Origin of the sequence: Terrabacter sp. NPDC000476 (assembly GCF_040300125.1) — a bacterium.
Lineage (GTDB): Bacteria > Actinomycetota > Actinomycetes > Actinomycetales > Dermatophilaceae > Terrabacter.
In genome coordinates, this window is the sequence record NZ_JBEPDF010000001.1 from 442,578 (window position 1) to 461,979 (window position 19,402).

The window sequence follows — 19,402 nt, forward strand, 5'->3', positions numbered from 1 at the left end:
ATCCCGGTGGGTTGCGTCTTTCACGGTGTGTTGCCGTCGCGGGGGTGACGGCGCAGGTGGGCGTCGGTCAGGACGTCGACGTTGTCGCTCCACTGCTCCACCGAGCCGACGCCGCGTGGCAGCAGGCGCACGGCCGGGTCGGTGATGCTCTCCCCGAGCGCCACGACGACGGCTTCGCGCACACCGCGGTAGGGCCGGTCCCAGAACGGCTCCACCGGATCGCCGACGGTCGGCAGCCCCGCTTGCGCCTGCACCCGGGCCAGGATGCGGAGCGCCTCGACGAGCGCTTGCTCGCGCGAGCTCCAGTCGTCGGCCCGGGCAGCCGCGAGGAGCGGCTCGGCCGCCTCGCGCGCCCGGGGCAGTCGGGCGAAGCTCGTGCCGACCCACTTCGAGTAGGGCGGCCAGCGCCGCTCGAGCAGGTGGCCGAGGTGCAGCGCGACGCCGACGAGGCGCGCCGCAACCACCGCCGAGCCCAGCTCGTCGCCGCGCTCCCCCGTGCGACCCACGAAGGGCAGCTCCTGCGCGAGCCTCGCCCAGTCGCTGGCGACGACGTGGCGCCACACGTCGTCGGGGTACCACGCGAGCCGACGGCGGATGCCGGCCAGCTCGCCCGCGCCGTCGGCGAACACCTCTCCCCCGGTGACCTCGAGGACGGCCTGGCCCGTCAGCGCCAGCCAGTCGTCCACCGCGAGCTCGCCGGTGGGGTCGACCCCGAGGCGCGAGACGGCCAGGTCGCGGGCGGTCTCGACCTGGACCCGGTGGCGCACGACGGGGTCCCACGTCGTCGCGAACGCGGTCGGGTGACCGGCGAACGACTCGGGCAGGTGGTCGGCCAGGTGGGCGTCGACCTCGGTGACCGCGTCGGGCGGGACGAGGAGGTTGAGCCGCAGGCCCCAGTCGTGGTCGCGCGACAGCGCGTCGTCGAGGCCGAGCACGTCCGATCCGCTGCCGAGGCGGCCGGCGGCATACGGGAGCCCGGGCCAGCGTGCCTCGACCAGCGGTCGCACGACCTGCTCGAAGTACGACCGCGACAGCTGCGCTCCGGTGGGGCTCACGCTCCCGATCGTGCCAGCCAGGCGCGGCGATGACGCACGTATGCCGCCGCGCCCGGTGGGGCACGGCGGCATACGTCAGCGAGTGGCGGGTTGGCCGCAGATCACCAACCGCGCTCGGCGAGCCGGTGCGGCTGCGGGATCTCGTCGACGTTGATGCCGACCATCGCCTCGCCGAGCCCACGAGAGACCTTGGCGACGACGTCGGGGTCGTCGTGGAAGGTCGTGGCCTTGACGATGGCCTCCGCGCGCTGGGCGGGGTTGCCGGACTTGAAGATGCCGGAGCCGACGAAGACGCCCTCGGCCCCGAGCTGCATCATCATCGCCGCATCGGCGGGCGTGGCGATGCCGCCGGCCGTGAAGAGCACGACGGGGAGCTTGCCGGCCTCGGCGACCTCGCGCACGAGCTCGTAGGGCGCCTGCAGCTCCTTCGCCGCGACGTAGAGCTCGTCGGGGCTCATCGAGCGGAGGCGGTTGATCTCCGCGCGGAGGGTGCGCATGTGCGTCGTCGCGTTGGAGACGTCGCCCGTGCCGGCCTCGCCCTTGGAGCGGATCATCGCCGCGCCCTCGGTGATGCGGCGCAGGGCCTCGCCGAGGTTCGTCGCGCCACAGACGAAGGGCACCGTGAACTGCCACTTGTCGATGTGGTTGGCGTAGTCGGCGGGCGTGAGCACCTCGGACTCGTCGATGTAGTCGACGCCGAGGCTCTGGAGCACCTGAGCCTCGACGAAGTGGCCGATGCGGGCCTTGGCCATGACGGGGATCGAGACGGCCTCGATGATGCTGTCGATCATGTCGGGGTCGCTCATGCGCGACACGCCGCCCTGGGCGCGGATGTCGGCGGGCACGCGCTCGAGGGCCATGACGGCGACGGCGCCGGCGTCCTCGGCGATCTTCGCCTGCTCGGCGGTGACGACGTCCATGATGACGCCGCCCTTGAGCATCTCGGCCATGCCGCGCTTGACGCGCGTCGTGCCGGTGCTGCTGCCCCCGGCGGGGGCGTTGTGCTGGTCAGCCGCGGGCGTGCTGCCCGTGGTCGGGGTGGTGCTCACGATGTCCTGCTTTCCCGGGGGCCCGGTAGAGGGTGGGGCTGGAATGACACACAGGGTAGGCCCCGCGGCAGGGTGCGCACGACGCGGTCCGGGCTCGCTCAGACGGGCGCGAGGTGCTCCGGCATCTCGTCGTTGAACTCGACGGTGTGCGGCAGGGGCGTGTAGCCGGCGAGGTGGAAGGCGCGGATCGTCCACTTGCGCCGCACCCGGCGCACGTCGGTGACGGCGTCGTTGTGGAAGCGGCGGGCCAGCTGCACGCGGGTGCACGCGGAGCCGACCCGGCCCAGCACGTCCTGGCCCAGCGCCGTCGCCTGCAGGTGGCCGACCGTCTCGGGGCTCAGCGCGAGGTCGAGGGCCTCGGTGAGGTCGTTCTCGGCGAGCTCGCGCGCGCCACCGTGCTCGGTCGGGGCCTCCAGCGACTCGGCCGCGGCGTTGGCGAGGATGAGGGAGGTCGCGCCGTCGAGCAGGCCGCTCGTGGCGAGCTCCATCGCGGCTTCGGCGCGGCGCACGAGGCGGGCGTCGAGCGCGGCGAGCGTGCCGCTCAGCCGCACGTGGAGCCGGTCGAGCCGGGCCGCGGTGTAGGACAGGTACCACGCGATGATGACGAGCACGAAGAGGATCGCGAAGACCCACGAGAGCACCTCGCTCACCGGGCACCCCCTCGCAGGAAGCGGTTCCATCGGTGCGGGGGCTCCCAGCTCGCGGCCGCCCGACCCTCGATGACGGTCTCGTAGACCGCGAGGATCTGGTCGGCGACGACCGACCAGTCGAAGAGGCGCGCCCGGCGCTGCCCCGCCTCGGCGAGCTCGGCCCGGCGCGCCGGTCGGGCCAGCAGGTCGACGAGCACGCGGGCGAGGTCGTCGGGCTTCTCGTTGGCGAACATCGCGCCCGCGGCGCCGCCGTCGAGCACCCGTGAGAAGGCCGAGATGTCGCTCGCGAGCACGCAGGCTCCCGCCGACATCGCCTCGATGAGGATGATGCCGAAGCTCTCGCCGCCGGTGTTCGGGGCGACGTAGACGTCGACGGAGGCGAGCAGCGAGGCCTTGTCGGCGTCGGACACCGAGCCGAGGAAGGTGCATGCGGCCACGACCTCGGGCGGCCAGCCCTCGGTGACCTCATCGGGGTCGCCCGGACCCGCGACGAGCACCCGCAGCCCGGGCACCGCCCGCAGCACGTCCGGCAGGGCGGCCGCGAGCACGGGCAGGCCCTTGCGCGGCTCGCCCATGCGGCCGAGGAAGGCGATCGTCGGTGCGGCAGGGCTGCCCATCCACGCCGCACGGCGCGGCGCCTCGGCGAACCGGTCGACGTAGACGCCGTTGGGGATGACGACGGCGTCGCCGCCGACGTGCGTCGTGACGGTGCGACGGGCGTCCTCGCTGACCGCGATGCGCCCGGCGATCTTCTCCAGGCTCGGCCGGATGATGGGGTAGGCCGTCTGCATCGTGCGCGACCGCAGCATCGAGGTGTGGAAGGTGGCCACGATGGGCCCGTCGGCCGCCATGAGGGCGAGGACGCTGACGCTCGGGGTCACCGGCTCGTGCAGGTGCAGCACGTCGAACTCGCCGGCCTCGAGCCAGCGCCCGACCTTGGAGGCCGTGACCGGCCCGAAGTTGAGGCGCGCGACGGAGCCGTTGTAGCGCACGGCCGTCGCGCGGCCCGCGGACGTCACGTAGTCGGGCAGCTCGGTCTCGCTGTCGGCCGGGGCGAGCACCGACACGTCGTGGCCGAGGCCGATGAGGTGCTCGGCCAGGTCGCGCACGTGGAACTGGACGCCGCCCGGCACGTCGAACGAGTACGGGCAGACGATGCCGACCCTCACGCGGCCGGCCCTGGGGTGGTGGCGGCCGGCTGGGTGCTGCGGGCGGGGTCGAGGTCGTCGACGAAGACGCGCTGGAGCATGTGCCAGCTCGACGTGTGCTCGCGGATGGCGCCGGCGAGGTGGTCGGCGCACTGCTGCACGAGGTCGGCAGCGCGCTCCGGAGTCGGGCCGTGCACGCGAGGGTGCAGCTGCTCGCTGAACTCGATGACGGTGCGGTGGCCGCCGAGCCCGGTGCCGGGTGCGGCGGGCTCGTACCAGATGCGCGCGCAGAAGAGGGGTGCGCCGGTCATCAGCGAGAGCACGGCGGGACCCTTGGCCATGCGGGCCCGGTGGCCGAGCAGGTCGACCTCCACGCCGTGGTGGGTGAGGTCGCGGTCGGCGGCGAGGGCGATGACGCGCCCTCCCGAGCGGGCGGCGTCGAGCAGCCCGTGGAACGGGTCGTCGCCGCCGGTCAGCGGGATGATGTCCATGTCGATGCTGCGCCGGAAAGCCACGAACTCCTGGAACACCTCTTCGGGTTTCAGCCGCTCCGCGACCGTCGTCACGGGCATCAGGTTGCCCGCCGACCACGCCGCAGCGAGGTCGAAGTTGCCGAGGTGGCCGACGAAGACGACGACGGTCCGCTGCTGCGCGCACAGCTCGCGCACCGGGGCGTCCCCGCGTACCTCGACCGCGCCGTCGATCTGCGCGCGCGTCAGCGACGGCAGCCGGAACGCCTCGCAGTAGTAGCGCATGTAGGACCGCATGCCCGCCGAGACGAGCGCGTCGAGCTCGGCCTCGGACAGCTCGGGCCGCGCGCGCCGGTAGTTCGAGCGCAGGCGCTCGATGCCCTTGCCCCCGCGGCGCACGGCCACCGCCGCCACCCGGTCGAAGAGGGCGTATGCCGTGCGCTCCGGCAGCGCGCGAACGACCTTCCAGCCCGCCCGGAAGCCGAGCACGCTGAGCGTGTCGGTCACGCGAGCGGTCGCGCTCACGGCTTGACCTCGCCGGACGCGAGGGCCTGTCGGCGCACGGTGAGCATGCGCTGCAGCACCGTGACGAAGCTCGCGACGGCGAGCAGGCCGAGCACGACGCCGAGCAGGACGGTCGAGTTGAACACGTCGGCGAAGAACGCGGCGACGAGCACCGCCACGAGGCGGTCGGCGCGCTCGGCGATGCCGACGTTCGCGGTGTAGCCGAGCCCCTCCGCCCGGGCCTTCGCGTAGGAGACGACGCTGCCGAGGATGAGGCAGGCGAGCGCGAGCCCGGCCATCAGCTGGTTGTTGCCCCGGCCGGCGTAGAAGAGCACGAGGCCGCCGAAGATCGCGGCGTCGCCCATGCGGTCGAGCGTCGAGTCGAGGTAGGCGCCCCACTTGCTCGAGCGGCCCGACTCGCGGGCCATGATGCCGTCGACGTTGTCGGAGAAGACGAAGGCCGTGATGACGAGCACGCCCACCCAGATCTCCCCGCGGGGGAAGAACGCGAGCGCGCCGACGCACACCCCGGCCGTGCCGACGATCGTGACGATGTCGGGGCTGATGCCGAGCCTGAGGAAGAGGTGGGCGATCGGACCGAGGATCTTGGTCATCGACGCGCGCAGGAGTCTGTTGAGCATGGTGGGGACAGCGTACTGATGACGGCGCCGGCCCCGGGCACACGGACCACGGCTGGCGCGTCAGCCGTGCGTCAGCCGTGGGTCGCGTGCGGCGTCAGGCCGTGGGCCAGGCGGCCACGAGGCGCGACCGGGTGTCCTCGAGCAGCACCGGCAGCGCCTTCGTCTGGCCGATGATCGGCAGGAAGTTGGAGTCGCCGCTCCAGCGGGGCACGACGTGCTGGTGCAGGTGCGCCGCGACGCCGGCGCCCGCGACGGCGCCCTGGTTCATGCCGAGGTTGAAGCCGTGGGGACCGGAGGCGGCCTCGAGGGCACGCACCGCCTGCTTGGTGAGGGCCGTGAACTCGGTCGTCTCCTCGTCGGTGAGGTCGACGTAGAGGGAGACGTGGCGGTACGGGCAGACGAGCAGGTGGCCCGGGTTGTAGGGGAAGAGGTTGAGCACGACGTAGCAGTGCTCGCCGCGGTGGACGACGAGTCCCTCGGCGTCGCTCTTGCCGGGCGCGGCGCAGAACGGGCACCCGGTGCCGGCGTCGTCGCTCGGCTTCTCGCCCTCGATGTAGGCCATCCGGTGCGGGGTCCACAGGCGCTCGAAGCCGTCCTCGACCCGGGCGAAGTGCTCCGCCGGCTCCGGCGTCGTCGGGCCGCTCCCCTGCGTCGTCATGACACGTGATCCTAGGACGAGGACGCCGACGGCCCGCCAGCGGCTCCCGTGCCCCCACGCCGCGTGTCGATTTCCGGTTGCTCCGGCCGTTCGGTTCAATGGGGACGGCCCTGCGGTGTGTGAGACCGCAGGGCCTTCGTCGTCCCCGGTGCTGGGCGAGGCACCGGCCCTGCGGGTGTGAGAGCCGCAGGGCCGAGGTCGTGCCCACCGACTCGTTCTAGACCCGCCCGGGCCCCGGCGCAACCACTTCGCAGAACTTCCCCGCACCGTCGAGAGGCCACTTCGTGTGGGTCTCGAAACGTCGAGAGGCCACCTCTCGCGGGTCCCGCAGTGTCGAGGGGCCAGATCTTGTGGATATGAAAACGTCGAGAGGCCGATTCCGGTGGGTGCCCGCCGGGTCAACCCGCCGCACACGGACGCGCGAACGCCGGCCTGTCGACGGGGACGCACCCGCAAAGAGTGGCCTCTCGACGGGACGCACCCGTCACTACTGGCCTCTCGACGGGGACGCACCCGCAAAGAGTGGCCTTTCGACGGTGGGGAGGCGGGAGCCCCCGCCGACGACGTCGGCGGGGGCTCTCCTTCACCGTCTCCACCCGGCATCCGTGCTCGGTGGCCTGGGGACCTCAGACCTGCGCGCGGCTCTCGATGGCCGCGAGGATCTCGGCGATCGCGTCGTCGACGGGCACCCCGTTCTTCTGCGAGCCGTCGCGGTAGCGGAACGAGACGGCGCCGGCCGCGCGGTCCTCCTCGCCCGCGATGAGCGTGAAGGGCACCTTCGACTTGCTCGCGTTGCGGATCTTCTTCGGGAAGCGGTCGTCGCTCGCGTCGAGCTCGACACGGACTCCCTTGCGCTTCAGCCGGTTCAGCACCTCGGCGAGGTAGTCGGCGTAGTCCTCCGCGACCGGCACGCCGAGCGCCTGCACCGGGGACAGCCACACGGGGAACGCGCCCGCATAGTGCTCGACGAGCACGCCGAGGAACCGCTCGATGGAGCCGAACTTCGCCGAGTGGATCATGACGGGCTGCTGGCGCGAGCCGTCGGCGGCCTGGAACTCGAGGCCGAAGCGCTCGGGCTGGTTGAAGTCGTACTGGATCGTCGACATCTGCCAGGTGCGGCCGATCGCGTCGCGGGCCTGCACCGAGATCTTCGGGCCGTAGAACGCGGCGCCGCCCGGGTCGGGCACGAGCTCGAGCCCGGACGCGGTCGCGACGTCCTCGAGGACCTTCGTCGCGACGGCCCACTGCTCGTCGGAGCCGATGAACTTGTCCTTCTTGTCGCCCTCCTCGTCACGGGTCGACAGCTCGAGGTAGAAGTCGTCGAGGCCGAAGTCGCGCAGCAGGCTCAGCACGAAGTCGAGCAGGTGCTGGATCTCGGCGGGAGCCTGCTCCGGGGTGACGTAGCTGTGCGAGTCGTCCTGCGTCATGCCCCGCACGCGGGTCAGGCCGTGCACGACGCCGGACTTCTCGTAGCGGTAGACCGAGCCGAACTCGAAGAAGCGCAGCGGCAGCTCGCGGTAGGACCGGCCGCGCGAGGCGAAGATGAGGTTGTGCATCGGGCAGTTCATCGCCTTGAGCTGGTACTTCGCGCCCTCGAGCTCCATCGGCGGGAACATCGTGTCGGCGTAGTACGGCAGGTGCCCGGACGTGTGGAAGAGCCCGTCCTTGGTGATGTGCGGGGTGCCGACGTAGTCGAAGCCCTCCTCGATGTGCCGGCGGCGGACGTAGTCCTCCATCTCGCGCTTGATGACGCCGCCCTTGGGGTGGAACACCGGCAGGCCGGAGCCGAGCTCGTCGGGGAAGCTGAACAGGTCGAGCTCGGCGCCGAGCTTGCGGTGGTCGCGGCGCTCGGCCTCGGCGAGGCGGTCGAGGTAGGCCTTGAGCTCGTCCTTCGTCGGCCAGGCGGTGCCGTAGACGCGCTGGAGCTGCGGGTTCTTCTCCGAACCGCGCCAGTACGCGGCGGCGGAGCGCATCAGCTTGAAGGCGTTGCCGATGAGCTTGGTGCTCGGGATGTGCGGGCCCCGGCACAGGTCGCCCCAGGCGCGGGTGCCGTCGCGGCGGATGTTGTCGTAGATCGTCAGCTCGCCCGCGCCGACCTCGACGCCCGCGCCCTCGGCGGCCTCGTCCGCGTTGCCGCCCTTGAGGCCGACGAGCTCGCACTTGTACGGCTCGTCCTTGAGCTCCTCGAGCGCGTCGGCGTCGGTGACGACGCGGCGCTCGAAGGTCTGACCCTCGTTGATGATCTTCTGCATGGCCTTCTCGAGGGCCTTGAGGTCATCGGGGTTGAACGGGGTCTCGACGTCGAAGTCGTAGTAGAACCCGTCGCGGATGGGCGGGCCGATGCCGAGCTTGGCGTCGGCGTGGAGCGACTGCACCGCCTGGGCCAGCACGTGCGCGGTCGAGTGGCGCAGCACGGCGAGGCCGTCCTCGCTGTCGACCGTGACGGGCTCGACGACGTCGCCCTCGGCGAGCACGTGGAAGAGGTCGCGCAGCTGGCCGTTGACGCGCGCGACGACGACGGCACGGTCACCCTCGAAGAGCTCACCCGCCGTCGTCTGCTCCGCGACCGATCGCTCGCTTCCGGCGACGGTGACGGTGATCTGTGCAGACACGGTTGGTGCTCCTCATTCGTGGGGACCCGCCGGAACGGTGGGTCGGGCTGGCTCTGCCGCGGGGAGCGGCACGAGCAAGCGTATCGAGGCCCCGAGTCGCCCAGCGACACGGTTTGGCGGTCGGCGCATACTGGGGCCGGGCGGCGGACCGCGCGGCCCTGCACCGGGGGACCGGAACGGAGGCACGGGCGTGACGGGACCGGACGGCACCGGCGCCCCGGCGTCGCCCGGGACGACCTCGGTGCGGATCAGGGCCCTGGCGGCCGCGCGGCAGGACGCGGCCCTCGACCTCGTGTGCGAGCGGCAGGTGCACGCGAGCCGCACGGACTTCGCGTGGCTCTTCACCTCCCCGCACCTCTACGACGGCCTCGTCGCACTGGAGGCCGTCGACCCCGACGGCCGGATGCTCGGTGTGGGGTTCACGGCGCACCCGCGCTACGCGCCACCGGGGCGCGCCTTCCTGCGCATCACCGTCGCGCGCGCCCAGGAGCGCCGGGGCGTCGGGCGGGCGCTCCGGGCGGAGCTGCTCGACCGGCTCCCGCCGGGCACGACCGACCTCGTGGGTGGTGTCTTCGACGACGACCCGCGCTCGCTCGCGGTGGCCCGGCACTGGGGGTTCGAGGAGGTGGAGCACGCCATCGAGTCGGTGCTCGGGCTCACCGACCTGTCGCAGCCCGAGCCCCCGCCGGGCGTCACGCTGCACGAGGTGCCCGACCTCGTCGTCGACGACCCGGAGGCCGTCGAGCGCATGCTCCTGGCGAGCCAGACGAACCCCGAGGCCGAGCAGGGTTGGGTCTTCGACCTCGCGAAGCTGCGGGCGCTCGTGGCCGAGGGCGAGACCCCGGTCGGCGTGCTCGCCCGGGTCGACGGCGTGCCGGTCGCGATCACCTTCGGCGGCGTCGAGGCGGGCACGCTCTCGATCGCCTACAGCGGCGTCGACCCCGCCTTCCGCGGGCGGGGGCTGATGGCACTCGTCAAGGCGCGGGCGCACCTGGTCGCCCGCGGCGTGGGCGCGAGGTCGAGCCGCGCGAGCAACGCCGAGCACAACGAGGGCATCCGTGAGGTCAACCGACGGCTCGGCTACGTCGTGCGCAGCGGCGTGCACCGGCTCGCGCGGACGGTCGACGCAGCCGCTGCGCCGGCGCCCACGCCGTCGGTGCCGCCGGTGCCGTCGGTGCCGCCGGCGCCCTGACCGCCTGGGCGGGTGGCGGGTGGCTCACCAGGTGTTCTCGACGACGGCGTGCTCCACGTCGCCGGCCGCGCTCCGCAGCACCGACAGGGTGCGGTGCGGCTCGACCGCGGAACGCAGCGTGACCGTCGACGGGAGGCGCACCGGCCTGCGGAACCAGACCCGGCTCGTCAGGCCGTGCAGCGGCAGCCTCGGGCCGAGCGAGGCCAGCACCCGCGCGTAGGTGTACATCCCGTGGGCGATGGCCGACGGTAAGCCGAGCGGGCGGGCGGTCAGGGCGTGCACGTGGATCGGGTTCCAGTCGCCCGACACCGCGGCATACGCCCGTCCCGTGCCCGCACCGAGGCGCCACGTCGGCCCGCCCGCCACGCCCGCGAGCGCCCCGAGGTCCGGAGGGTCGGATGCCGGCGCGTCCGGGTGCTCCGCGCCGCGCGCGAGGTAGGTGCTCACGCCGCGCCAGACGACCTCGCCCGCCACGGCGACCTCCGAGACGAGGTCGACCTGCCGGCCCCGACGGTGGGGACGCAGGTCCTGCGCCCGCACCGTGACGTCGAGCACCTCGTCGGTGCCGACGGGCCGCACGACCTCGATCCGGTTCTCCACGTGGACGGCCCCGAGGAGCGGCAGGGGGAAGCCCTCGCCGGCCATCACCGTCAGCTGCAGCGGGAACGCGAGCAGGTGCGGGTAGGTGACCGGCAGGTCTCCCCCGACGTCGAACCGGCACACCCGGGCATAGGCGACGAGCTCGTCCACGTCGACCCGGACGCCGGTGCGCGAGCAGCGCACGTCGGGCAGGGTGTCGCCCGCAGCCCCGCGGCGGCGCACCGCCGACGCGTAGACGCGTCGCAGGTCGGGCGGGCCGTCGAGCGTGATCTCGCGCGTCATCCCACCCTCACGCCCCCAGCAGGCTCTGGCCGCAGACGCGCACGACCTGCCCGGTCACCCCGGCCGCGCCGGGCTGGGCGAACCAGGCGATCGTCTCGGCGACGTCGCGCGGCTGTCCTCCCTGCTGCAGGGAGTTCATCCGTCGCCCGATCTCCCTCGTGGTGAACGGGATCCGCGCCGTCATCTCGGTCTCGACGAACCCGGGCGCCACGGCGTTGACGGTGACGCCCCGGTCGGCCACCTGCTCGGAGAGCGCCGTGACGAGGCCGATGACACCGGCCTTGCTCGCGCCGTAGTTCGTCTGCCCGCGGTTGCCGGCGATGCCGGCGATGGACGCGACGCACACGATCCGGCCGCCGTCGCTGATGCCCTCCTCCCCGAGGATCGTCTCGTTCATCCGCAGGATCGAGCGCAGGTTGACGTCGACCACGGCGCTCCAGCGGTCCTCGTCCATGTTGACGAAGAGCCTGTCGCGGGTGATGCCGGCGTTGTGCACGACGATGTCGAGCGACCCGTGCCGCGACCTCGCGTGCTCGACGATCCGGCGGCCGGCACCGTCGGCCGTCACGTCGACCTGCAGGGCGGTGCCCTTCACCTCGTTGGCCACGGCCGCGAGCGCGTCGCCCGCGGGTGGCACGTCGACGGCGACGACGGTCGCGCCGTCACGGGCGAGCACGCGGGCGATCTCGGCGCCGATGCCGCGGGCGGCACCCGTGACGACGGCCACCTTGCCGGCGAGCGGGCGCAGCGGGTCGACATGGGTGTCGATGTCGGAGTCGGCACTCGTCGGGGTGCCGACCCGGACGACCTGGCCGTCGACGTAGGCGGAGCGACCGGAGAGGAGGAACTCGACCGCCGACCGCACACCCTCGTGCGCGTCGCCCCGGGCGAGGACGAGGTTCGCGGTGGCCCCGTGGCGCAGCTCCTTGCCCAGCGACCGCACGACGCCCTCGAGCGCGCGCTGGGTGGCGCACGCGGCCACGTCGGTCAGGGTCGTCGGGTCGGTGCCGACGAGCACGACGCGACCGTTGCGCGCCAGGGCCTTGACGGCGGGCGCGCCGAGCACGCGCAGCTGGTCGAGCTCGGCCGGGTCGGTGGCCGCGCTGAGGTCGAGCACGACCGCGCCGACCGTCGTGCCCGTCGGGTCTGGTCGTCGGCGCTCGAGACGGTGGGGATACCGAGGCCGTCGAGCCAGGTGGTGAGGCCCTCGGCGAACCGGCCGCCGCCGGCCACGAGCACGGGCCCATCGCACAGGGGCGCACCGGGCACGTGGCGGCGCAGCCGGGTGGGCTGCGGGACGCCGACGCGCTTCGCGACCGGCGAGCCGACGATGGTGGCGAAGAGGTCGGTCATGCTCACGCCTCCAGGATCGCGACGACGCCCTGGCCGCCGGCGGCGCAGATCGACACGAGACCCCGCCCGCCGCCGGCCTCGGCGAGCTGCTTCGCGAGCGTGGCGACGATCCGCCCGCCCGTGGCGGCGAAGGGGTGGCCGGCGGCGAGGGACGACCCGTTGACGTTGAGGCGGGTCCGGTCGATCGGGCCGAGGGGGGCGTCGAGGCCGAGCCGTTCGCGGCAGAAGTCCGGGTCCTCCCACGCCTGGAGGGTCGCCAGCACCGTGGCCGCGAAGGCCTCGTGCAGTTCGTAGAAGTCGAAGTCCTGCAGCGTCAGGCCGTGGCGCGCGAGGAGGCGCGGCACGGCATACGCCGGCGCCATGAGCAGCCCTTCGTCGCCGTGCACGTAGTCGACGGCCGCGGTCTCGGCGTCGACGAACCACGCGAGCGGCGTGAGGCGGTGCGCCGTGGCCCACTCCTCGCTCGCGAGGAGCACGGCCGAGGCGCCGTCGGTCAGGGGCGTCGAGTTGCCCGCGGTCATCGTGGCGCCCTCCCCCGAACCGAAGACGGGGCGCAGGCCGGCGAGCTTCTCGACGCTCGAGTCGGGTCGCAGGTTCGTGTCGCGGGAGACGCCGAGGTAGGGCGTCACGAGGTCGTCGAAGAAGCCCCGGTCGTAGGCGGCCGCCAGGTTGCGGTGGCTCGCCGCCGCGAGCTCGTCCTGGGCCGCCCGGGTGATCCCCCACTGCGCCGTCGTCAGCGCCATGTGCTCGCCCATGGACAGCCCGGTGCGGGGCTCGACGTTCTCCGGCACGGAGGGCACGAGGTGACCGGGGCGCAGCCCGGCCAGCGCCTTGACGCGCTCCCCCACCGACCGCGCGCGGTTGGCCGCGAGCAGCGTCTGGCGCAGGCCCTCGCTCACCGCGACGGGGGCGTCGCTCGCGCTGTCGACCCCTCCGGCGACGCCGACGTCGATCTGGCCGAGCGCGATCTTGTTGGCCACGAGGACGGCCGCCTCGAGCCCGGTGCCGCAGGCCTGCTGCACGTCGTAGGCGGGCGTGGCGGGGTGCAGGCGCGTGCCGAGCACCGTCTCGCGGGTGAGGTTGAAGTCGCGGCTGTGCTTGAGCACCGCGCCGGCGACGACCTCGCCCAGCCGTTCGCCCGCCAACCCGTGACGGGCCACGAGCCCGTCGACGGCGGCCGTGAGCATGTCCTGGTTCGAGACCTTCGCGTACGGCCCGTTCGACCGGGCGAAGGGGATGCGGTTGCCGCCGAGGACCGCCACGCGCCGAGGCGTGGGCGGGGTGGACTGGGGCGCCATGATGGTCTCCTGGTCTGCGGGGTGCACGCCCGGTCGCGCCCGGGCGTGCGACCAAGATAACCGAAACCGTCAGTAGTCGATACAGCGCGTACCTGTTACTTTCGCTGCATGAGGGACACGCCACCGGAGCCTGACCGCGAGCGGCGTGACGGGCGGGACGCCCGCTGGGAGCGTCATCGCGCCGAGCGCCGGGCCGCCATCGTCGACGCCACCATCCGGGCCATCCGTCGCCACGGGGCCGGGGTCGGGATGGACGACATCGCGGCCGAGGCGGGCACGTCGAAGACGGTCGTCTACCGGCACTTCGACGACAAGGCGGGCCTCTACCGGGCCGTCGCGGCCCGCATCGACGGGCGGGTCGTCGGCCACGTGGGCGCCGCCCTCGCCACGGCGCCGGGGCCCGGCGCAGCCCCACGCCCGGGCGGCGAGCCCGGTGCCACGCCGGAACCGCGCGCGCTCGTCGCGTCGACCGTCGACGCCTACCTCGCGCTCGTCGAGAGCGACACTGAGGTCTACCGCTTCGTCGTCAACCGTCCCCTCGTCGACCTCCCCCTCGCCGACGACCCCGTGGGTGGCACCGTCGAGCGGGTCACCGACCAGCTGACGGGCCTGCTGCTGCCCGCCCTCACGTCCCCCGCGACCTCGTCGGAGCGCGCGCGCACCTGGGCGATCGCCCTCGTCGGCTCGGTACGTGCGGTCGCCGACGACTGGCTCGCCACGCCCGAGGCCGATCGCGCGCCGCGCGCGGAGGTCGTCGACGCGCTCACCGACCTCGCCTGGCACGGACTCGCACCGGTGCTCGCCGCCGACGAGTCCACCCCTGCCTCCTGAATCCTCTCCGAAGGGACCGAGATGACCACTCCTGCAAGCCGGCCCACTCCCACGGCGGAGCACCGCGACGACCTCGCGGCGGCGCTGCGGCGTCACCTCGACGGCCCGTTCGGCGAGGTGCGCGACCACGTCCGCGCGCTGGACGCCGACGCCTTCGGTGCCGCCCCCGAGCGCCTTCCCGTCGCCGAGCACCGCGCTCGGGTGACCCACCTCCTCGCCCGCGTTGCCGAACAGCCCTATGCCGCAGCAGGATTCCCGGAGCGACAGGGTGGAACGGGGCGCTACGGCGACGCCGTGGCCGCCTTCGAGATGCTCGGGCACACGGACCTGTCCCTCTTCGTCAAGGCCGGTGTGCAGTGGGGGCTCTTCGGTGGCGCGGTCTCCCTCCTCGGCACGAGCCGGCACGACCACCTCGTCCCTCGCATCGTGTCCGGCGAGCTGCAGGGCTGCTTCGCCATGACCGAGACGGGTCACGGCAGCGACGTGCAGAGCCTGCGGACGACCGCCACCTACGACGGCAGCACCGACGAGCTCGTCGTGCACACGCCCGACGCCTCGGCCCGCAAGGACTACATCGGCAACGCCGCCCAGGACGGCCGGGTGGCAGCCGTCTTCGCCCAGCTCGTGGTCGACGGCGAGTCCCGTGGCGTGCACTGCGTGCTCGTCCCGATCCGCGACGACGACGGCGCGGCGGCGCACGGGGTGACGATCGAGGACTGTGGCCCCAAGCAGGGGCTCGACGGCGTCGACAACGGCCGGCTCGCGTTCGAGCACGTGCGCGTGCCACGCACCAACCTGCTCGGCCGGCACGGCGACATCACCGACGACGGATCCTACGAGAGCCCGATCGAGAACCCCGGGCGGCGCTTCTTCACCATGCTCGGGACGCTCGTGCGCGGACGCATCTCCGTCGCGGGCGGCGCCGGGGCTGCGGCACGTTCGGCCCTCGCGGTCACCACGACGTATGCCGGGTCGCGCCGTCAGTTCGCCGCCCCCGGCGCCGACCACGAGACGACCGTCCTCGACTACCGCACGTACCAGCGCCGCCTCCTGCCGAGGATCGCGACGGCATACGCCCTGCAGGTCGCCCAGCACGCGCTCGTCTCCGCGATGGACGACGTGCTGGCGGGACGGGCCGGGAGCGAGCAGGACCAGCGCCGGCTCGAGACGCGTGCGGCCGGCATCAAGGTGCTGACGACGCGGCACGCGACCGACACGATCCAGGCCTGTCGCGAGCTGTGCGGCGGCGCCGGCTACCTCTGGGCCAACCGGCTCGCGGCCCTGAAGGCCGACACCGACATCTTCACGACGTTCGAGGGCGACAACACGGTGCTGCTGCAGCTCGTCGCCAAGTCCCTGCTCGCCGACTACACGGCGACGTTCGGTGACCTCGACACCCTCGGCACGGTGCGCTTCGGAGCGCGACAGGCGGCCGGCACCGTCGTCGAGCGGACAGCCGCGCGCGGCATCGCCCAGCGGTTGCTCGACGCGGCCCCCGGGCGCGACGAGGACGTCACCCTCGGCGCGCGCAGCACCCAGCTGCGACTGCTGCGCGAGCGCGAGACGCACCTGCTCGACGGACTCGCGCGCCGGCTCCGGGCGGCCACCGCCCCCGGCGCCGACGCCTACGGGATCGTCAACGCGACGCAGGACCACCTCGTCGACGCCGGGACCGCGCACGTCGAGCGGCTGGTGGCCGAGTCGTTCGCGGCGTCGGTCGAGTCGTGCGCGGACCCCGCTGCGCGCGCACTGCTCGACCGGGTGTGCGACCTGCACCTGCTCTCGACCATCGAGGCGCACAAGGCGTGGTACCTCGAGCACGACCGGCTGAGCCCCGCGCGCACCAAGGCCCTGACGGCCCTCGTCAACGACGTCTGCGCCGAGCTGCGCCCGCACGCCACGACGCTCGTCGACGGTTTCGGCATCCCCGACGGGCTGCTGACGACCGAGATGTCCGGCACCGCCTGACGGGCGTCGGTGCCGCCGCCGGTCAGTCCGCGTCGCTCGGGCGCTGGTAGCGGCCCCGCCGGTGCACGAGCGGGCTCTCGTCGGGCCCGACGGCCACGTGCTCGACGACGGCCTCGACGAGCACCGACCAGCCGACCTCGTGCGTGGCCGCAGGGTCGAGACGCACCCCGAGCCAGGTCGGTGCGCTCGAGAGGCGCGGGCCCCACGCCGTCTGCTCCCACGTGCCGAGCCGGAAGGGGCCACCCGGCGCGGGCATGACGCCGGCGAAGACGTCGGCGAGCTCGCGCTGACGCCAGCCGAGGAGGGCGACGACCGCCGTCCCCGTCTCGTCCAGCCGCTCGAGCAGGTCGGAGTCGGCGTGCAGCAGCCCGACGACGCGCCCCGGGTCCCCGGCGGAGACGAGGTAGGACGAGACCGTGAGCCCCGTGCGCTCGACGCCCTCCCCCGACGTCCACAGGGAGACGGTCGTGCCGAGGCGACCGCGCAGGCGGCGCAGCGGGTCGCGGTCGTCGTCGGGGGTCCCGAAGGGGTGCTCGCTGTGGATCGTCATGCGTCGGCGACGAGCAGGGCGTCCCCGACCGCGACATGGCCGGGCTCGACGACGTCGGCGTAGACGCCCGCGCACTGCTGCGGCTCCCGGGTCACCGTGAGCGTCGCCTCGCCCACGCGGATCACGTTGCCCACCAACGACGCCAGCCGCTCCGGGTCGATGTCGAGCACGATGTTGGCGCGCGGGTGGGAGTCGACGTACTCCGTGGCCGAGACGAGGTGCACGGCGTGCTTCTTCGACCGGTTGCCCTCTGGCCCCGTGGCGGTGATCTCGACGTCGTCGAGGTCCTGACCGGGGCCGCCGGACTCGGCGTAGATGAGCAGGCTGGTGACCGTCGCGTCCATGGCCCCACGCTAGTGCGTGCCACGGACGGGCGGGCCCCCACCCGCTGTCGACACCGTCGACACCGTCGCCATCGGCCGGGACCCGGCGTCGGGATCCGCGCTCGTGCGCCCGAGGTGGGTGACGAACCAGTCGCGGGCGAGGGTGGCCACGGCACCGAGGGCACCGGTCTCCTCGAACAGGTGCGTCGCGCCGGGGACCACCGCCAGCTCGGCGCGGCACCCCCGCAGCCGGGTCAGCGCATGACGGTTGAGCCGGAGCACCACGTGGTCCGCGCCTCCGACGACGAGCAGCGTGGGGGCGCGCACGTCGGCCAGTCGCGGTCCGGCGAGGTCGGGGCGTCCGCCGCGGGAGACGATCGCGGCCACCCGGCATCCGGGCTCGGCGGCTGCGTGGAGCGCTGCCCCCGCCCCGGTGCTCGCCCCGAACCACCCGATCGGGGCGGAGCGGGTCCGCGGGTGGGCCTCGAGCCAACGCGTCACGTCCTGCAGGCGCGAGGCGAGCAGCGGGATGTCGAAGACGTTGGTGCGATCGGCCTCCTCGTCGGCCGTCAGCAGGTCGACGAGGAGGGTGCCGAGCCCCGCCGCGTCCAGCACGTCCGCGACGAACCCGTTGCGCGGGCTGTGCCGGCTGCTGCCGCTGCCGTGCGCGAAGACGACGACACCGGCCGCCTCGGCGGGCACCCGCAGGTGCGCCGCGAGCAGCACGCCACCGGCGGGCACGACGACCTCCTCGTCGACCGGGGGTTGCGGGGCTGTCGTCCTCACTCGCTTCGCCGCCTCGTCGAGGAGCGCGACGACCTCGTCGTCGGTCGTCGGTGAGAAGTCCGCGTAGTGCTCCCCCACCGAGCGGAACGGCGTGGGCGTCGCCACGCACACGACGGCATCCGCCTCGGGCACGGCGGCGGCGAGCCGGGCGGGCGCGACGGGCACGGCGAGCACGACCCGGGCTGCGCCGAGACGACGCGCGACACGGCATGCCACCCGCGCCGTGGAGCCCGTCGCGATGCCGTCGTCGACGACGAGCGCCACCCGACCCCCGAGCTCGAGCGGGGCACGGCCGCGCCGCAGGCGCTCCAGCCGTGTCGCGAGCACCTCGCGCTCGCGTCGCTCGACCGTCGCGAGCTCCTTCGCGGTGACGCGTGCCCGGGCCACGACCGTCGGGTCGAGCACCCTCGTGCCCCCCTCGCCGATGGCGCCCATGGCGAGCTCCGGCTGGGCCGGCACCCCCAGCTTGCGCACGACGAGGACGTCGAGGGGGGCGTGCAACGCCGCCGCCACCACCGCGGCCACGGGGACCCCACCGCGGGGCAGGCCGAGGACGACGACGTCCGCGCCGCCGCGTGCTCCGCCGCCACCCCGAGCCCCCGCGCCCCCACGGACGCCCAGCTCGCGGGCCAGCGCCCGCCCTGCGTCGACCCGGTCCTCGAACAGCGCCATGACTGCCTCCCTCGACACCGACACCGACACCGACACGGACGCCGGACGTGAGGTCGGAGTGCGCCGTCCGGCGTCTCCCCGCATCGTGGCGAACCGACGGCAGTGTCGGCAGGGGCCTTGGTCCCGGGTCGGGCAGGACGTCCTCAGTCGGTCGTCGACGGCGGGTAGGTGGAGTCGGCGAGCAGCCGGGCCAGGTGAGCCGCGTTGGCCGCCAGCGTCGCGGTCGTGCCCGCCACGGACTCGGGCGTGGAGGTCAGGTCCTTGTAGTCGGTGCCGCTCATGGCCTCGCCGTTCCAGTAGGTGACGCCGCCCGCCGGGATCGTGAAGCCGACGTCGTTGAGGCTCTGGAAGGCGACGGCACTGATGTGGTGGGCGCCGTCCTCGTTGCCGACGACGGCGACGGCGGCGACCTTGCCGTAGGTGAGCGGCCGCCCGGACTCGTCCTTCTCGGACAGCTCGGCGTCGAGGCGCTCCAGCACCCGCTGACAGACGCTGCTGTGCTGGCCCATCCACGTGGGAGTCGCGAGGACGAGGATGTCGGCGGCCAGCACCTGCTCCCGGATGCCGGGCCACTCGTCCCCGTCGCCCATGTCGAGCTCGACGCCGGGGCGCACGTCGTGGTCGACGACCCGCACCATGGACCCGGACACGTGGTGCGTGGCGAGGGCGTCCAGCAGCTGCTGGGCCAGCAGCTCGGTGCTGGACTCGGCCGGCGACGGGCTGAGCGTGCAGTTGAGGGCGAGTGCGGTGAGTGTCATGT

General features: G+C 73.5%; 17 protein-coding genes and 1 pseudogene. 3 read left to right on the forward strand and 15 right to left on the reverse strand.

Translation table 11 applies throughout. The features are described 5' to 3' along the window. Positions 1 to 20: 20 nt before the first annotated feature. The 8 genes from ABT295_RS02045 to thrS all read right to left on the reverse strand — a co-directional run bounded on the left by ABT295_RS02045 (position 21) and on the right by thrS (position 8,787). On the reverse strand, positions 21 to 1,055 hold the full coding sequence (locus tag ABT295_RS02045; RefSeq protein WP_352392754.1) for a DUF4037 domain-containing protein: 1,035 nt from the start codon (positions 1,053 to 1,055) through the stop codon (positions 21 to 23). 101 nt (positions 1,056 to 1,156) lie between these two features. Continuing rightward, the gene (gene pdxS, locus ABT295_RS02050) at positions 1,157 to 2,104 is read right to left on the reverse strand and encodes a pyridoxal 5'-phosphate synthase lyase subunit PdxS (protein WP_352392755.1); all 948 of its coding nucleotides are present in this window, start codon (positions 2,102 to 2,104) and stop codon (positions 1,157 to 1,159) included. Between the two features lie 98 nt (positions 2,105 to 2,202). Then, positions 2,203 to 2,754 carry a hypothetical protein gene (locus ABT295_RS02055; protein ID WP_352392756.1) on the reverse strand — a complete coding sequence of 184 codons (552 nt, stop codon included), beginning with the start codon at positions 2,752 to 2,754 and terminating at the stop codon, positions 2,203 to 2,205. Further along, a complete protein-coding gene (locus tag ABT295_RS02060; RefSeq protein WP_352392757.1) occupies positions 2,751 to 3,923 on the reverse strand; it encodes a glycosyltransferase family 4 protein in 1,173 nt (390 codons plus the stop codon). The genes ABT295_RS02055 and ABT295_RS02060 overlap by 4 nt, the downstream gene beginning before the upstream one ends. Beyond that, a complete protein-coding gene (locus ABT295_RS02065) occupies positions 3,920 to 4,897 on the reverse strand; it encodes a phosphatidylinositol mannoside acyltransferase (RefSeq protein ID WP_352392758.1) in 978 nt (325 codons plus the stop codon). The genes ABT295_RS02060 and ABT295_RS02065 overlap by 4 nt, the downstream gene beginning before the upstream one ends. Next, positions 4,894 to 5,517 (reverse strand): phosphatidylinositol phosphate synthase, encoded by a 624-nt coding sequence (gene pgsA, locus ABT295_RS02070; RefSeq protein WP_352392759.1) that lies wholly within the window; start codon positions 5,515 to 5,517, stop codon positions 4,894 to 4,896. Before pgsA ends, ABT295_RS02065 begins: the two co-directional genes overlap by 4 nt. A gap of 94 nt (positions 5,518 to 5,611) precedes the next feature. Then, positions 5,612 to 6,175 carry an HIT family protein gene (locus tag ABT295_RS02075; protein ID WP_352392760.1) on the reverse strand — a complete coding sequence of 188 codons (564 nt, stop codon included), beginning with the start codon at positions 6,173 to 6,175 and terminating at the stop codon, positions 5,612 to 5,614. 626 nt (positions 6,176 to 6,801) lie between these two features. After that, positions 6,802 to 8,787 (reverse strand): threonine--tRNA ligase, encoded by a 1,986-nt coding sequence (gene thrS / locus ABT295_RS02080; RefSeq protein ID WP_352392761.1) that lies wholly within the window; start codon positions 8,785 to 8,787, stop codon positions 6,802 to 6,804. A gap of 190 nt (positions 8,788 to 8,977) precedes the next feature. On the opposite strand from thrS, the gene ABT295_RS02085 reads away from it, so the two are divergent. Then, the gene (locus ABT295_RS02085; RefSeq protein ID WP_352392762.1) at positions 8,978 to 9,979 is read left to right on the forward strand and encodes a GNAT family N-acetyltransferase; all 1,002 of its coding nucleotides are present in this window, start codon (positions 8,978 to 8,980) and stop codon (positions 9,977 to 9,979) included. Between the two features lie 24 nt (positions 9,980 to 10,003). Here the strand turns inward: ABT295_RS02085 and ABT295_RS02090 are convergent, their stop codons facing one another. The 3 genes and pseudogenes from ABT295_RS02090 to ABT295_RS02100 form a co-directional block, all read right to left on the reverse strand. Continuing rightward, positions 10,004 to 10,861, reverse strand: coding sequence for a MaoC family dehydratase (locus ABT295_RS02090; RefSeq protein ID WP_352392763.1), 858 nt, complete (start codon positions 10,859 to 10,861; stop codon positions 10,004 to 10,006). 7 nt (positions 10,862 to 10,868) lie between these two features. Next, positions 10,869 to 12,214: pseudogene (locus tag ABT295_RS02095) on the reverse strand (3-oxoacyl-ACP reductase). Between the two features lie 2 nt (positions 12,215 to 12,216). After that, positions 12,217 to 13,512 (reverse strand): acetyl-CoA C-acetyltransferase, encoded by a 1,296-nt coding sequence (locus ABT295_RS02100; RefSeq protein WP_352392765.1) that lies wholly within the window; start codon positions 13,510 to 13,512, stop codon positions 12,217 to 12,219. Between the two features lie 108 nt (positions 13,513 to 13,620). On the opposite strand from ABT295_RS02100, the gene ABT295_RS02105 reads away from it, so the two are divergent. Both ABT295_RS02105 and ABT295_RS02110 read left to right on the forward strand, forming a co-directional pair. Beyond that, positions 13,621 to 14,343, forward strand: a complete 723-nt coding sequence (locus ABT295_RS02105) for a TetR/AcrR family transcriptional regulator (protein WP_352392766.1) — start codon at positions 13,621 to 13,623, stop codon at positions 14,341 to 14,343. Positions 14,344 to 14,364: 21 nt separating this feature from the next. Continuing rightward, on the forward strand, positions 14,365 to 16,311 hold the full coding sequence (locus ABT295_RS02110) for an acyl-CoA dehydrogenase family protein (protein ID WP_352392767.1): 1,947 nt from the start codon (positions 14,365 to 14,367) through the stop codon (positions 16,309 to 16,311). Positions 16,312 to 16,333: 22 nt separating this feature from the next. On the opposite strand, the gene ABT295_RS02115 is transcribed toward ABT295_RS02110, so the two are convergent. From ABT295_RS02115 to ABT295_RS02130, 4 genes are all read right to left on the reverse strand, one after another. Continuing rightward, positions 16,334 to 16,861 carry a flavin reductase family protein gene (locus ABT295_RS02115; protein ID WP_352392768.1) on the reverse strand — a complete coding sequence of 176 codons (528 nt, stop codon included), beginning with the start codon at positions 16,859 to 16,861 and terminating at the stop codon, positions 16,334 to 16,336. After that, positions 16,858 to 17,205, reverse strand: coding sequence for a hypothetical protein (locus ABT295_RS02120; protein WP_352392769.1), 348 nt, complete (start codon positions 17,203 to 17,205; stop codon positions 16,858 to 16,860). Before ABT295_RS02120 ends, ABT295_RS02115 begins: the two co-directional genes overlap by 4 nt. 9 nt (positions 17,206 to 17,214) lie before the next feature. Then, complete coding sequence (locus tag ABT295_RS02125; RefSeq protein WP_352392770.1) at positions 17,215 to 18,642, reverse strand: phosphoribosyltransferase family protein; 1,428 nt, start codon at positions 18,640 to 18,642, stop codon at positions 17,215 to 17,217. A gap of 143 nt (positions 18,643 to 18,785) precedes the next feature. Next, positions 18,786 to 19,400 carry a flavodoxin family protein gene (locus ABT295_RS02130; RefSeq protein ID WP_352392771.1) on the reverse strand — a complete coding sequence of 205 codons (615 nt, stop codon included), beginning with the start codon at positions 19,398 to 19,400 and terminating at the stop codon, positions 18,786 to 18,788. Positions 19,401 to 19,402 lie beyond the last annotated feature (2 nt).

What these genes read in the sequence shown, in the direction of transcription:
- pgsA (WP_352392759.1), bottom strand. Translation starts at nt 5,517, where the DNA reads ATGCTCAACAGACTCCTGCGCGCGTCGATGACCAAGATCCTCGGTCCG.
- ABT295_RS02075 (WP_352392760.1), bottom strand. Translation starts at nt 6,175, where the DNA reads ATGACGACGCAGGGGAGCGGCCCGACGACGCCGGAGCCGGCGGAGCAC.
- ABT295_RS02090 (WP_352392763.1), bottom strand. Translation starts at nt 10,861, where the DNA reads ATGACGCGCGAGATCACGCTCGACGGCCCGCCCGACCTGCGACGCGTC.
- ABT295_RS02100 (WP_352392765.1), bottom strand. Translation starts at nt 13,512, where the DNA reads ATGGCGCCCCAGTCCACCCCGCCCACGCCTCGGCGCGTGGCGGTCCTC.
- ABT295_RS02105 (WP_352392766.1), top strand. Translation starts at nt 13,621, where the DNA reads ATGAGGGACACGCCACCGGAGCCTGACCGCGAGCGGCGTGACGGGCGG.
- ABT295_RS02110 (WP_352392767.1), top strand. Translation starts at nt 14,365, where the DNA reads ATGACCACTCCTGCAAGCCGGCCCACTCCCACGGCGGAGCACCGCGAC.
- ABT295_RS02115 (WP_352392768.1), bottom strand. Translation starts at nt 16,861, where the DNA reads ATGACGATCCACAGCGAGCACCCCTTCGGGACCCCCGACGACGACCGC.
- ABT295_RS02120 (WP_352392769.1), bottom strand. Translation starts at nt 17,205, where the DNA reads ATGGACGCGACGGTCACCAGCCTGCTCATCTACGCCGAGTCCGGCGGC.
- ABT295_RS02125 (WP_352392770.1), bottom strand. Translation starts at nt 18,642, where the DNA reads ATGGCGCTGTTCGAGGACCGGGTCGACGCAGGGCGGGCGCTGGCCCGC.
- ABT295_RS02130 (WP_352392771.1), bottom strand. Translation starts at nt 19,400, where the DNA reads ATGACACTCACCGCACTCGCCCTCAACTGCACGCTCAGCCCGTCGCCG.